General features: G+C 76.2%; 13 protein-coding genes and 1 tRNA gene. 7 read left to right on the forward strand and 7 right to left on the reverse strand.

Going from position 1 to position 12,808, the window contains the following annotated elements; all coding sequences use genetic code 11:
* Nucleotides 1-43 precede the first annotated feature (43 nt).
* Together BMZ33_RS02105 and BMZ33_RS02110 are read left to right on the forward strand one after the other, a co-directional pair.
* A complete protein-coding gene (locus tag BMZ33_RS02105; RefSeq protein ID WP_091107256.1) occupies nucleotides 44-673 on the forward strand; it encodes a TetR/AcrR family transcriptional regulator in 630 nt (209 codons plus the stop codon).
* A gap of 335 nt (nucleotides 674-1,008) precedes the next feature.
* The gene (locus BMZ33_RS02110; RefSeq protein WP_091107258.1) at nucleotides 1,009-2,214 is read left to right on the forward strand and encodes a tyrosine-type recombinase/integrase; all 1,206 of its coding nucleotides are present in this window, start codon (nucleotides 1,009-1,011) and stop codon (nucleotides 2,212-2,214) included.
* 101 nt (nucleotides 2,215-2,315) lie between these two features.
* Here BMZ33_RS02110 and BMZ33_RS02115 read toward each other — a convergent pair.
* Nucleotides 2,316-2,400, reverse strand: a tRNA-Leu gene (locus BMZ33_RS02115).
* 16 nt (nucleotides 2,401-2,416) lie between these two features.
* Entirely contained in the window at nucleotides 2,417-3,517 is a 1,101-nt protein-coding gene (locus BMZ33_RS02120) for a GGDEF domain-containing protein (protein WP_169063769.1), read from the reverse strand.
* Between the two features lie 133 nt (nucleotides 3,518-3,650).
* Between BMZ33_RS02120 and BMZ33_RS02125 the strand changes: the two genes are divergently transcribed.
* Entirely contained in the window at nucleotides 3,651-4,970 is a 1,320-nt protein-coding gene (locus BMZ33_RS02125) for a M20/M25/M40 family metallo-hydrolase (RefSeq protein WP_091107260.1), read from the forward strand.
* Here BMZ33_RS02125 and BMZ33_RS02130 read toward each other — a convergent pair.
* Entirely contained in the window at nucleotides 4,967-5,839 is an 873-nt protein-coding gene (locus BMZ33_RS02130) for a LysR family transcriptional regulator (protein ID WP_091107894.1), read from the reverse strand. The genes BMZ33_RS02125 and BMZ33_RS02130 overlap by 4 nt on opposite strands.
* Before the next feature lie 81 nt (nucleotides 5,840-5,920).
* On the opposite strand from BMZ33_RS02130, the gene BMZ33_RS02135 reads away from it, so the two are divergent.
* Nucleotides 5,921-6,619: an aspartate/glutamate racemase family protein gene (locus BMZ33_RS02135; RefSeq protein WP_091107262.1), complete on the forward strand. Its 699-nt coding sequence runs from the start codon at nucleotides 5,921-5,923 to the stop codon at nucleotides 6,617-6,619.
* 7 nt (nucleotides 6,620-6,626) lie between these two features.
* The gene (locus tag BMZ33_RS02140; protein WP_091107264.1) at nucleotides 6,627-7,433 is read left to right on the forward strand and encodes an SDR family oxidoreductase; all 807 of its coding nucleotides are present in this window, start codon (nucleotides 6,627-6,629) and stop codon (nucleotides 7,431-7,433) included.
* Nucleotides 7,434-7,437: 4 nt separating this feature from the next.
* Here the strand turns inward: BMZ33_RS02140 and BMZ33_RS02145 are convergent, their stop codons facing one another.
* Entirely contained in the window at nucleotides 7,438-7,641 is a 204-nt protein-coding gene (locus BMZ33_RS02145; protein ID WP_091107896.1) for a DUF5703 family protein, read from the reverse strand.
* Between the two features lie 130 nt (nucleotides 7,642-7,771).
* Between BMZ33_RS02145 and BMZ33_RS02150 the strand changes: the two genes are divergently transcribed.
* Nucleotides 7,772-8,032 (forward strand): hypothetical protein, encoded by a 261-nt coding sequence (locus BMZ33_RS02150; protein ID WP_091107266.1) that lies wholly within the window; start codon nucleotides 7,772-7,774, stop codon nucleotides 8,030-8,032.
* An 8-nt stretch (nucleotides 8,033-8,040) separates the two neighbouring features.
* Here BMZ33_RS02150 and surE read toward each other — a convergent pair whose 3' ends face one another.
* On the reverse strand, nucleotides 8,041-8,829 hold the full coding sequence (surE, locus tag BMZ33_RS02155; protein WP_091107268.1) for a 5'/3'-nucleotidase SurE: 789 nt from the start codon (nucleotides 8,827-8,829) through the stop codon (nucleotides 8,041-8,043).
* Nucleotides 8,830-8,950: 121 nt separating this feature from the next.
* Here surE and BMZ33_RS02160 point away from each other — a divergent pair, with 121 nt between their 5' ends.
* Nucleotides 8,951-9,715: a DUF2470 domain-containing protein gene (locus tag BMZ33_RS02160; protein ID WP_091107270.1), complete on the forward strand. Its 765-nt coding sequence runs from the start codon at nucleotides 8,951-8,953 to the stop codon at nucleotides 9,713-9,715.
* Here BMZ33_RS02160 and BMZ33_RS02165 read toward each other — a convergent pair.
* Complete coding sequence (locus tag BMZ33_RS02165; protein ID WP_091107271.1) at nucleotides 9,712-11,673, reverse strand: AAA family ATPase; 1,962 nt, start codon at nucleotides 11,671-11,673, stop codon at nucleotides 9,712-9,714. The genes BMZ33_RS02160 and BMZ33_RS02165 overlap by 4 nt on opposite strands.
* Nucleotides 11,670-12,650 (reverse strand): aldo/keto reductase, encoded by a 981-nt coding sequence (locus BMZ33_RS02170; RefSeq protein ID WP_091107273.1) that lies wholly within the window; start codon nucleotides 12,648-12,650, stop codon nucleotides 11,670-11,672. The genes BMZ33_RS02165 and BMZ33_RS02170 overlap by 4 nt, the downstream gene beginning before the upstream one ends.
* Nucleotides 12,651-12,808 lie beyond the last annotated feature (158 nt).

Raw genomic sequence — 12,808 nt, forward strand, 5'->3', positions numbered from 1 at the left:
ACCGTTCGTTTACTAACGCAAGATGGTCGCTTAGTCTCCTTGCATGCCCCGCCCGAGGACCGTCAGCGACGGCGAGATCCTGGCTGCCGCGGCCGTGGTCATCGGCGAGATCGGGCCCGACCGGCTGACCCTGGGGGACGTCGGCCGCAGGGTGGGACTTGCCCCGGCCACCCTGCTCCAGCGTTTCGGCTCACGGCGGGAGCTGCTGCTCGCGCTCGCGGGACACGACGTCGACGCCGTTCCTGCGCGGCTGCGCACCGCGGCATCCGCCCCGGGCAGCCTGCTCGACGCGCTCGTCGCGGCACTCGTCGACACGGCGTCGCACATCGACAGCCCCGCCCGGTTCGCCAACCATCTGGCGTTCCTGCTCAAGGACCTCGCCGACCCGGATTTCCAGGCCATCACGCACCGGTACGGCGCAGGGGTCACCGCCGCCATCCGCGACGTCCTCGCCGCCGCGGCGGACCGCGGTGAACTGGACGCCGACGCCGACGCCGACGCCGACGTCGACGCCTTGGCGCACCTGGTGCACGTCGTCTACAACGGGGCGCTCGTCACCTGGGGCATGACCTCGAGCGGGCAGCCGGCCGACCGCGTCGGGCAGCACCTGCGCCAGGTGCTGGCGCCCTACCGGGCGGCGGGCGGCCGTCGAGCGGTCGCCGGATCGGCCTGATCCGTGGGGCAGGCAGGTGGTCCAGTGGCCGGTTCACCAAGGCCTCAGCACCTCCCGATGGCGCCCTGGGGCTGCAGGTGCAGGAGGAATGAACAGCCGTCGAGCTCGTCCTCCCCGGACGCTGTCGGACTATGAGGCGGTGCTCACGATCTGCGAGCGCCTTCACGGGACAGCCGGGTCCTCCCTGGTCGGATCCTCCACAGGCTGACGTGCATCCACAGATCGCCCGGGCCGGCGGCTGAGCGGCGTCAGCGCCGGTACGCCGTTACAGGGGGCATCCGCGGCGACGAAGCGGGTCCCTCGACCGCGGCCGTGACGGGGAGGGGGGGCAGTGGGTGGCCGACAAGCGGCGACGCGACAAGGGCGACGGCGGGATCAGTGAACACCGGACGAGGGCCGGCCCGCGCTTCCTGATCAAGTACGCAGTGCAGCGTGAGGACGGGACGACTCGGGTCGTCCTCAAGCATGGCTCCGTGAACAGGCGAGATGCCGCGGTCGCCCTGCGTGCCGAGCTCCGCAAGGCCGAACTGGGGGAGTGGGTCGAGCCGTCCGAGCAGCGCCTGGACGCCTGTCTCGCCGAGTGGACACAGACCCAACGGCTGAGTCCTTCCACGCGCGCGTCGTACCTGAGGAGCATCCGGCTGCACATCGACCCTCACCTGGGAGCGCATCGGGTCACCCGCCTCACCGGCCCGATGGTCGACACCTGGATGCGCAAGTTGGAGGCGACCGGCCGGGCCGACGGCACAGGCGGTCTCGCACCCCGGACGGTGCGCTACGTGTTCACCATCCTGCGGTCGGCCCTCGGTGACGCGGTCAGGCAGGGACGGCTGGCGGTCGACCCGACCGACCGCGCCACCCCACCGAGCCCGGCCGAGGCCCGTCCTCCCGAGATGCAGGCGTGGACCGCGCCCGAGCTCGCCCAGTTCCTCCTCCGCTGGGCCGACGACCAGGACCCTGACCTGACCATGAGCTGGCGGCTGCTCGCCGCGACCGGGGTGCGCCGCGGGAAGGCGCTGGCCCTGCGCCGGCGGGATGTCGACCTGGACGCCGCGCGGATCGCGGTGCGCCGCAGCGTCGAGGTGGTGGAGCGGAAGGGCGCCGGCGAGGAACTGGTCGAGGGACCGACCAAGACCGGTCAGGCGAGGGTCGTCGACCTCGACGCCGGAACCGTGGCCGCCCTGCGCGCCTACTGGACCGCTCGCGGGCAACTGACCCCGGACCTGGTGCGCGACACGGCGGTAGTGCTGAGCAACCTCGACGGCAGCCACCGGCACCCGGAGCGGTTCTCCCGTCGCTTCACCGCTCAGGTGGCCCGGGCGCGCAGGGCCCTGGGAGAGCACCAGTTGCCGATGATCCGGCTGCACGACCTGCGCCACACACACGCCACCCTGCTGTTGGCCGACGGTGTGCCGGTCAAGGTCGTCTCCGAGCGTCTGGGGCACGCGAGCGCCACCATCACGCTGACCGTCTACCAGCACGTGCACCCGGGCATGGGCCGGCAGGCCGCCGACCGGTTCGCCGCCCTGCTGGAGAGCTGAGGGCGAGGCGACAAGTATCAGATAGGTATCACAAGGTGCTGTTGACCTTGAGACGACGCCGCCCCCGGCTCCTGACCTGCAGGAACACCGGGGCGGTGCTGTGTCCGAGGGGGGACTTGAACCCCCACGCCCGATAAAGGGCACTAGCACCTCAAGCTAGCGCGTCTGCCATTCCGCCACCCGGACGAGTGCAGCGCAGAGCTTACCCGACCGACGGCGCGGCTTCGTGCGCCCCCCGCCGCCGCGGCACGGCCGGGTGCGGAGCGACGGGCGGCGCCACCGCCACCCGCCCGCGGCCGGCCCGCTTGGCCGCGTACAACGCCCGGTCGGCAGCCGAGTACAGGTCCCGGACGTCGAGCACCGAGCCGGCGGTGTGCGCCACGCCCAGGCTCACCGACACGGGGAGGGACGTCCCGTCGGGCAGCGACAGCGGCGTCGCGCGGACGGCGTCGAGCACCCGTGCGGCGCGCCCGGCAGCCACGTCGGCAGGGCAGTTCGGCAGCAGGACGGCGAGCTCGTCGCCACCGAGCCGGGACAGGACGGCGTCCTCGGCGCGGACCTGCTCGCGGAGCACACCCGCCAGGTGCACGAGGACCGCGTCACCCACCGGGTGGCCGTGCGCGTCGTTGATCTGCTTGAACGTGTCGACGTCGATGAGCAGCAGCGCGGTGCCCGACGACGTCCGCCGCGACCGCTGCCCGGCCAGCGCCTGGTCGAAGACGCGGCGGTTGACCAGCCCGGTCAGCGCGTCCACCTCCGCCTGCTCCTGCAGGGCCGCGACCAGCCGTGCCTGCGTCGCCGCGGCCCGGCACAGGACCACGGCGACGACGACGAGGACGGCCCCCGAGAACACGACGTCGGTCAGCGCCGCCTCGAGCGGGAGCAGGAGCAGCGCCGTGACCGCGTCGGCGACCACGGCCGCCCCCGTCACCAGGACGACGCCCCCGCGTTCGAGGTGCACGGCGGTCCACAGGACCGGGAAGGTGAGGAAGGCGTGCGCGGCGACGGAGCTGTCGGCGGTGACCAGCCGCAGCCCGCAGACGAGCAGGACGCCGACGAGCGCCGCCACCGCTCCCGCGTGCACGCGGTCGAGCCGGGCGGCCGGCACGAGCCGGAAGACCACGGCCGCTGCCACGAGCAGGACGACCACCGCCCAGGAGACGGCGGTCTCCGTCCCGCCCAGGGCGCCCGCCTCGACGAGCGTCCACGCGGAGACGGCGACCGCGCACACCACGAGGAGCGGCACGGCACTGCGCGCGGCCGCGAGGGGGTCGCGCGCCCGCAGGGACGTCAGCGGGCTCACCTCCAGGGGTCGGGAGGCCGGGCCGTCGCGTGCGCGGCCGTCGGCGGCGGGAGGATAACCAGGTCAGGGGACGGTCCGCCCTCGGTGATCCACCGTCGCGACGACGGATCGGCGGACGCCCTACGCTCTCCAGGTGGAGAGCGAAGGTCCCGTCCAGGCCCAGGCCGAGGTCGCCGAACTGCTCAGCGACCTCATCCGGATCGACACGACCAACACCGGCGACACCGCCACCAGCGCCGGGGAGCGGGTCGCCGCCGAGTGGGTGGCCGGCAAGCTCGACGAGGTCGGCATCGGCTCGCAGATCCTCGAGTCCGAGCGGGGGAGGGCCAGCCTCGTCGCCCGCATCCCGGGCACCGACCCCAGCCGCCCGGCGCTGCTGGTGCACGGCCACCTCGACGTCGTCCCCGCCGACCCGGCGGAGTGGAGCGTGCACCCGTTCTCCGGCGGGGAGCGCGACGGCTACGTGTGGGGCCGCGGCGCGGTCGACATGAAGGACATGGACGCGATGGTCCTGGCCCTCGTGCGCGACTGGGCCCGCACCGGCGTGCAGCCGCCGCGCGACATCGTGCTCGCCTACGTCGCCGACGAGGAGGCCGGCGGCGCGCTCGGCGCCCGCTGGCTGGTCGACGAGCACCCCGACCTGGTCGCCGACTGCTCCGAGGCCATCAGCGAGGTGGGCGGCTTCAGCATCACCGTCCGCGACGACCTGCGCCTCTACCTCGTGCAGACGGCGGAGAAGGGCCTGGCCTGGATGCGGCTGACCGCCGGCGGACGCCCCGGGCACGGCTCGTTCGTCCACGACGACAACGCCGTCACCCGGCTCTGCCAGGCCGTCGCCCGGCTCGGCTCGGCCCGGCTGCCCACCGTGCTCACCCCGCCGATGCGGGACTTCCTCGCCGCCGTCGAGGACGCCTACGGCGTCGAGATCGACCCCGACCAGCCGGAGGAGGCCCTGGCCCGGCTGGGGAGCATCAGCCGGATGATCGGCGCGGCGCTGCGCAACACCGCCAACCCGACGATGCTGCAGGCCGGCTACAAGACCAACGTCATCCCCGGGACCGCGAGCGCCACCGTCGACGGCCGCTTCCTGCACGGCCAGGAGGAGGAGTTCGAGCGCCAGCTCGCCTCGCTCATCGGCGAGGGCGTCCAGCGCGAGTGGATCGTCCACGACCAGGCCGTGGAGACGACGTTCGACGGCCCGCTGGTCGACCAGATGGTCGCGGCGCTCAGGAGCGAGGACGACGGCGCCCGCCCGGTGCCGTTCACCATGAGCGGCGGCACCGACGCCAAGAGCTTCCAGCGACTGGGCATGCGCTGCTTCGGCTTCTCCCCGCTGCGGCTGCCCGCCGACCTGGACTTCGCCTCGCTGTTCCACGGCATCGACGAGCGGGTACCGGTGGAGTCGCTGCGCTTCGGCGTCCGGGTGCTCGACCGGTTCCTCCGCGCGGTCTAGCAGGCGGCCCGCAGCGCCTCGAGCGCCGCGGCCACCGCGGGCACCCGGCGCGCGTCGGGGCGGACGAGGGTCTCCACCACCCGCCCGTCGACGTCGGGCAGGTCGACGGCGGCCACCCCGGGCTGGGCGCTGACCGCGAGCGCCCAGCTGGGCAGCAGCGCCACGCCGAGCCCGCGCGCGACCAGCCGCTGCACCACCACGTGGTCGTCGGTGGCGAAGCGGACGTCGGGGACGAACCCGGCCCGTCGCGCGCAGCGCAGCAGGTGCCGGCGGCAGCGGGCGCAGCCGGCGATCCACGGCTCGTCGCGCAGGTCGGCCAGCGCGGCGGGGGTGGGCGACCCGGCGGGGACGATGGCCTGCACGGGGGAGCGCGTCAGCGGCTCGCGCAGGAGGTCACCGGGGACGTCGTCGCCGTCGTCCTCGTGCCGGAAGACGACGGCGAGGTCGCTGCCGCCCTCCCGCACCGAGGCCTCGGCCTCCGGCGGCTCCAGCTCGGCGAAGTGCACCTCCAGCGCCGGTGCCCGGTCGCGCAGCGCCGCCAGCGCCGGGGGCACCAGGACGGCGGCGGCGGTCGGGAACGCGGCGATCCGCACGACCCCGGTGGCCAGCCCGGTCAGCGAGGCCAGGTCCTGCTCGGCCGCCGCGAGCCGGTCGGCGATCGCCTCGGCGTGGCGCAACAGCCGCCGGCCGGCCTCGGTGAGCGCCACGCCGCGCCCCTCGCGCACGACCAGCGGGGTGCCGGTCTCGGCCTCCAGCTTCCGGACCTGCTGACTCACCGCCGGCTGGGTCGTTCCCAGGGCCCGTGCGGCGCCGGCCAGCGAGCCGGCGTGCGCGACCTCGCGGAGGACGAGCAGGCGGCGGGCGTCCACGGGCACATCCAAGCAGCGCTTGGGTCCGGTGGTCGATCCCGTCGTCTGGTCCACGAGGTCGCGTGCCGCCAGCCTGGGGCCGTGGAGACGATCGGACTGCTGGGCGGCATGAGCTGGGAGTCGACGGCGCTGTACTACCGGGTGGCCAACGAGCTGGTCCGCGACCGCCTCGGCGGCCTGGCCAGCGCCTCACTGCTGGTGCGCAGCCTCGACTTCCGCAGCGTGCGCGCCTGCCAGGTGGAGGACCGCTGGGACGACGCCGCGGCCCTGCTCGCCGCCGAGGCCCGCGCGCTGGAGAGGGCGGGCGCCGGCCTGGTGCTGCTGTGCACCAACTACATGCACCGGGTCGCCCCCGCGGTCGAGGCCGCGCTGTCGGTGCCCTTCCTGCACATCGCCGACGCGGTGGCCGCGGCCGCGCCGGGACCGGTGGTCGGGCTGCTCGGCACCGCCGGCACCGTGCGCGCGCCGTTCTACCGCGACCGGCTGGCCGCCCGCGGGCTCACCGTGCTGGTGCCTCCGGCGGACGACGTGGACCGGGTCGACGCCGCCATCTTCGGCGAGCTGTGCCGCGGCGTCCTCTCCGACGCGACCCGTGCCGACCTGCGCGGGGTGGTCGCCCGCCTCGCCGACCGCGGCGCGCAGGCGGTGGCGCTGAGCTGCACCGAGCTCGAGCTGCTGCTCGGCCCGGACGACTCCCCGGTGCCGCTGCTGCCGTCGGCCCGGCTGCACGCGACCGCCGCCGTCGACCGCGCGCTGGCCGTCCCGGCGGGCGTGGTGTGATGCCCGGGTGACCTCACCCACACCTCCCGGCCCGGGCTCCGTCGCGCTGATCACCGGGGGCACCGGCGGCTTCGGCCGCGCGCTGACGCAGCAGCTGCGCGAGCGGGACGTCACCGTCGTCGCCGCCGATCTCGACACCGAGCGCAACCGGTCGGTGGCGCAGGAGCTGGGTGCGCACTTCGCCGCCCTCGACGTCGCCGACCGGGCGGCCAACGAGGCCGTCGTCGCGCAGGTGGAGGCCGAGCACGGCCGGCTCGACGCCGCCTACCTCAACGCCGGCATCTCCGCCGCCAAGAGCGACGACGCCCTCGACCTCGACGAGTTCATGCGCGTGGTGGAGATCGACCTGTTCGGCGTCGTCTACGGCGTGCAGGCCGCGCGGCCGGCGATCAGACGGGCCGGCGGCGGCGCCATCGTGGTGACCGCCTCGCTGGCCGGCCTCTCGCCCATGGCCACCGACCCCGGCTACAGCGTGGCCAAGGGCGGCGCGATCGCCTTCGTCCGGTCGATGGCGCCCCGGCTGGCCCGCGAGGGCACCACCATCACCGCGATCTGCCCGGGGTTCGCCGACACCGCGATCATCGACCGCATCCGGCACGAGTTCGAGGCGGCGCGGTTCCCGGTGATCCCCGCCGCCGAGGTCGCCGCCGCGATGGTCATGGCGTGGGAGTCCGGCGAGCCGGGCGCGGCCTACGTCGTCCAGCCCGGCGTCGGCACCGTGCCCTACCGGTTCAAGGGCGTGCCCAGCGCCAGGACGGCGACCGGCGAGACCGCCGTCGTCCCGGAGGCCCTGCGGCCCCCGTCGATGCGGTGACCGCTCAGGTGACCGGCATCGGCAGGTAGGACAGCCGCGCCCGCCGCCGCAGCACGGCCCTGCGGGTGCCGTCGGCGTGCAGCTGGAGGCGGGCGAGCTCCCACCCGCCGACGTCGACCTGGAGGCTCAGCATGGTCGCCGCTGCGGACCGGGACGTGCCCGGCGGGATCCGCAGCGGCGCGTACTCGTAGTCGTCGGCGCCGTCCACCCGACCGATGTTGCCACGCACGACGACCCCCGGTCACCCGTCTGCCACCTGCCGTCCACGGGGCTGCCGGGACCGGCGGCGGGGCGGCAGGATGGGCGGCGACCGACGCACCGCACCGAGGGAGGACGACGTGACCGATCCCGGCACCGCCGACGACGCCGACCGCGCCGAGCAGCAGGCGCTGGTCGAGCCCGCCGCCCCCGTCTCGGCCGGCGAGGTCGGCGGCATCGGCGACGGCGTCCCCGAGGCCGACGCGCTCGAGCAGCAGCTGGCCACCTCGCCCGGCACCGCCGGCACCCCGCGCGGCGTCGGCGACCGCGACGCCGACGAGGCCGACGTCCTCGAGCAGGAGGCCGACGTCCCCCTGGACGACGACGAGCGCACCGACTGACCCGCCGCTCAGGCGGGGTCGAGCCCCGGGTAGCCGGCGCCGGGCACCTCGCCCGGCGGGCCCAGCAGGGTCACCGTCGCCCAGCCCTCGCGCAGCAGCGCGACGTCGCTGCCGGGCGCCGGCCGCCCGGGTGCCTCGCGGTAGGTCAGGGTCACGAAGTCCTCGCCGGTCTCGCCGACCTCGACCTGCACCGCGCCGTGGGCAGCCAGCCGCGCCGCGCACAGGCCGCGCAGCCGGCCGGGCGGGACGTCGGGCACGTTGACGTTGACCACCACCGGTCCCGGCGGGTGCGCCAGCACCCAGCGCAGCGCGCGGGCGGTCACCTCCTCGGCGGTGTCCCAGGCGTGCTCGGCGGTCCAGTCCGCGGCGCCCTCCAGCGAGACCGCGAGCCCGGGCAGCCCCTGCGTGGTCGCGGTGAGCGCGGCGCCCACGGTGCCCGAGTGCAGCACGACCGTCCCGGTGTTGGGTCCCTTGTTCACCCCCGACAGCACGATGTCGGGCGGCTCGCCGAACGCGCCGCGGACGCCGGCGAAGGCGATGAACCCGGGGGAGGCCTCGACCGCCAGCGTGCGGACGGCGTCCACCCCGGGGAGCTGCCGCCGGTGCAGCACCAGCCGGCCGTAGGAGTGCACCGCGGTCAGCGCGGCGCCCGACCCGCTGTGCTCCTCGTGCGGCGCGGCCACCGTCACCTCCAGGCCGGCCCGCACCGCCACCCGGGCCAGCGCGTGCAGGCCGGGGCTGTCGATCCCGTCGTCGTTGGTCACCAGGGCGCGCCGCGGTGTGCCGGAGCGGGTCACGGGGCCTCCCGGGGAGCCGGTGCGGGTCGCCGGCGTCCTGCCCGGCGGGCAGCCCGGGCACACTTCCGCCGCACGCCGGGTGTGGTTAGGCTGTCCTAACTCATCGACCCAAGGGAGCTCCGTGACCACCTGCTCCGGTCCGCAGGCACCGTCCGTCGCCGGCGCCGCCGAACGGGCCCGCACCGCCGCCGCCCGGACGGCCGCCGCCGTCTGCCTGCCCGGGCACGAGCCGGCCCGCCCGCTCGCGCACGCCACCACGGCGGCCGGCCAGGTGCTGGTGCTGGTCCCCGCCGACGGCGAGGTGGCCCGCGCGGTGGAGGAGCGGGCCGACCTGTCGGCGCTGCTGATGGTCAGCGACCGGGCGCCGGTGCCGCTGCGCGACCCGGTGCGCGCCACGCTGTGGCTCTCGGGCTGGCTGACCGCCGTGCCCCCGGCCGACCGCACCGCCGCCGCGCTGGCCTTCGCCGAGGTGCGGCCCGAGGGCGCGCTGCTCGACGTCGGCGGCGCGGCGGCGCTGCTGCGCCTGGACCTGGCCGAGGTGGTGCTGCGCGAGGGCGGCGGCTGCACCGAGGTCTCGCCGGCCGGGTTCGCCGCCGCCCGCCCCGACCCGCTCGCCGCCGTCGAGGCGGGGGTGCTGCAGCACCTCGAGCGCGACCACCCCGACGTCCTCGCCGCGCTGCGCAGCCGGGTCGCCGTCGGCCCCGGCGAGGTGGTGCGCCCGCTCGGCGTCGACCGGTTCGGCTACCGGCTGCGGGTGGAGCGGCCCGGCGGGCACCGCGACGTCCGGGTGCCCTTCCCGCGGCCGCTGACCTGCCCGGGCCAGCTGCGCGCGGCGACGTCGCGCCTGCTGTGCGCCCTGCGCGCCGGCCTCGCGCGCCGGGACTAGCCGGCGTTCTCACGCAGGAGCCGGGCCAGGCGGGTGCGGCGGGGGCGGACGTCGACCTCCCGCACCGCCCGCGCCAGCGCCGCCCCCGACGCGTGCACGATCGACAGGTGCTGCTGCGCGCGGGTGAGCGCGGTGTAGACCAGGGGCCGCGACAGCATCCCGCCGGCCTCGGGCGGCAGCACGACCACCACGCCCGGCCACTCCGAGCCCTGCGCCCGGTGCACGGTGATCGCCCACCCGTGCTTGAGGTCGGGCAGCGCGTCGTTGGGAACCGTCACCGGCCCGGAGGCGAAGGCGACGTCGAGCGTGCCGTCGCCGGTGCCGGTCACCACGCCCACCTCGCCGTTGGCGAACCCGATCGGCTCGATGTCGAGGTGGTTGGCGGTGGCCACCACCCGGTCGCCGACGTCGAAGCCGAACACCGTCCCCTCGCCGGGGTTCAGCCGTTCCTTGAGCGCCCGGTTCAGCTCGATCGTGCCGGCTGGGCCGCGGTGCACCGGCGTCACGACCTGCACGTTGCGCGGCTCGATCCGCAGGGCCCGCGGGATCGAGTCGGTGACCAGCTGCACCACCCGCCGGGCCGCCTCGCCGCTGCCCGACGCGGGGACGACGACCACCTCGCGGTCAGGGGAGTCCACCGGCGGCAGCTGCCCGCCGCGGACGGCGTTGGCCAGCCGGGCGATCGCGCCGCCCTCGGCCTGCCGGTAGAGGGTGGTCAGCTCGGTCACCGGCACGACCCCGGAGTCGATGAGGTCGCCGAGCACGTGCCCGGGGCCGATCGAGGGCAGCTGCGCGGGGTCGCCGACCAGCAGCAGGTGGGTGCCGTCGGGACAGGCCTCGACCAGCGCCGCGGTGAGCTCGACGTCGAGCATCGAGGCCTCGTCGACCACCACGACGTCGGCGTCCAGCGGCCACTCCTCGTTGCGGGCGAACCCGCCGCCGAAGCCCTGGGAGCCCAGCAGCCGGTGCACCGTCGTCGCCGGGTGGTCGGTGAGCTCCTCGAGCCGCTTGGCCGCCCGCCCGGTGGGTGCGGCCAGCGCCACCTCGCTGCCCTTGGCCCTCAGCAGCCGGACGACGGCGGCCACCGTGCGGCTCTTGCCGGTGCCGGGCCCGCCGGTCAGCAGCGAGACGCCCGCGCCGAGCACCTGCGCGACGGCGGCCTTCTGCGCGTCGTCGAGGCCCTTGGCCACCGACCGGACGGCGGCGGGGTCGGCGATCCGCTCGGCGGTGGCCGCCAGCCGCGCCACGCCCTCGGCGACGGCCTCCTCGGCCATGCCGAAGCGCGCCAGCGAGAGCGTCCGCAGCGCCGGGTCGGGTTCGGGGGGCTCGGCGTCCGGATCGGCGTCCTCGTCGAACTCCGGCTCCGGCGGCTCGTGGTCGAGCACCTCGCCCGACTCGACCGCCGCCACCACCGCCGCCACCGGGTCGGCCACGCCCTCGGCGCGGAGTGCGGCCACCACCAGGTCGGCGGGCAGCACGGTGTGCCCGTCGCGCGCCGCCGTCCGCAGCGTCACGAGGACGATCGCCCGGCCGCGGCGGCTGTCGCTGCGGTCGGCGCCGGGCAGCAGCGAGATGGCCAGCCGGTCGGCGTCGCGCAGGCTGACGGTGGACAGCCGCAGCAGCGCCCACGGGTCGTCGCGCAGCCGGCGGGCGGCGTCCTCGCCCAGCGCGTCGGCGGCCGAGGACGCCAGCCGGGCCTCCAGCCCCGCCGTGACCAGCAGCTCCACCACGCCGTAGGTGGGCTGGGCGGACAGGAACGAGGAGAACAGCCGCTCGGCGCGCTGGGTGCCGACCCGCGGCAGCTTCTGCAGCTTCGCGGCGGTCACGTCGTCGGGCGAGGTGATCCCGGCGCCGGGCAGCTCGGCGGCGGCCCGCTTGCCCAGGCCCGGCCACAGGCCCGCGGCGCAGAACGCGGCGAAGACCGGGTCGGGAGCCGCTGGGGTGGGGACCGCGCTCATCGGGCCGACCGCTGGTCCGGGTAGGAGAAGTGCGGCGCCGACACGTCCTCCAGCGCCGTGCGGATCGCGGCGGGCAGCCGCACGGTCTCCGCGTCGAGCGAGGCCTGCAGCTGCTCGGCGGTGCGCGCGCCGACCACCGGAGCGACGACGCCGGGCCGGTCGCGCACCCAGGCCAGCGCCACGGCCAGCGGCGTGGTGCCCAGCCCGTCGGCGGCGGTCACCACGGCCTCGACGATCCGGTCGGCGGCCGGCGAGCGCAGGTCGTCGATGAACCCGGCCCACTGCGGCGAGGCGCCGCGCGACTCGTCGGGGGTGCCCGCGCGGTACTTGCCGGTGAGCAGCCCCCGGCCCAGCGGCGACCAGGCCAGGACGCCGAGCCCCAGCGCCTCCGCGGCGGGCACCACCTCCCGCTCCACACCGCGCTGCAGCAGGGAGTACTCGACCTGGGTGCTGACCAGCGGCGTGCGGCCGGGCCAGGCGCGCTGCCAGGTGGCCGCCTGCGCGGTCTGCCAGCCGGTGAAGTTGCTCACCCCGACGTAGCGGGCCCGGCCGGAGGCGACCGCGGCGTCGCAGGCGGCGAGGGTCTCCTCGACCGGCGTCACGTCGTCCCAGGCGTGCAGCTGCCACAGGTCGACGTGGTCGACGCCGAGCCGCTCCAGCGAGGCGTCCAGCGCGGCCAGCAGGTGCCCGCGGGAGGCGCCGCGGCCCATCGGCCCGGCGCCGGTGCGGCCCACGGCCTTGGTGGCCACCAGCAGCTCCGAGCGGGGGACGACGTCGGCCATGAGCCGGCCCAGCAGGCGCTCGCTGTCGCCGTCGCAGTAGACGTCGGCCGTGTCGACCAGGGTGCCGCCGGCGTCGGCGAAGGCGGTCAGCTGCAGCGCCGCCTCGTCCTCGTCGGTGTCCCGGCCCCAGGTCATGGTGCCCAGCCCCAGCCGGGAGACGACCAGGCCGCTGCGCCCCAGCGCCCGTTGTTCCACGACGGGCCAACCTACCGCCGGACGCCGACACGGGCCGGGCACACGGGCGGTGTGGTGGACGGCGCGCGGGTCGCGTCCGGACCGTCCCGGCGACCCGACCTAGGCTGTCCTCCCGTGCCTCCGCTGACCTCCGCCGCGCCCGCCCGCCCGCCGTCCGG

The sequence above is a fragment of the Geodermatophilus dictyosporus genome (assembly GCF_900115505.1).
Taxonomy (GTDB): domain Bacteria; phylum Actinomycetota; class Actinomycetes; order Mycobacteriales; family Geodermatophilaceae; genus Geodermatophilus; species Geodermatophilus dictyosporus.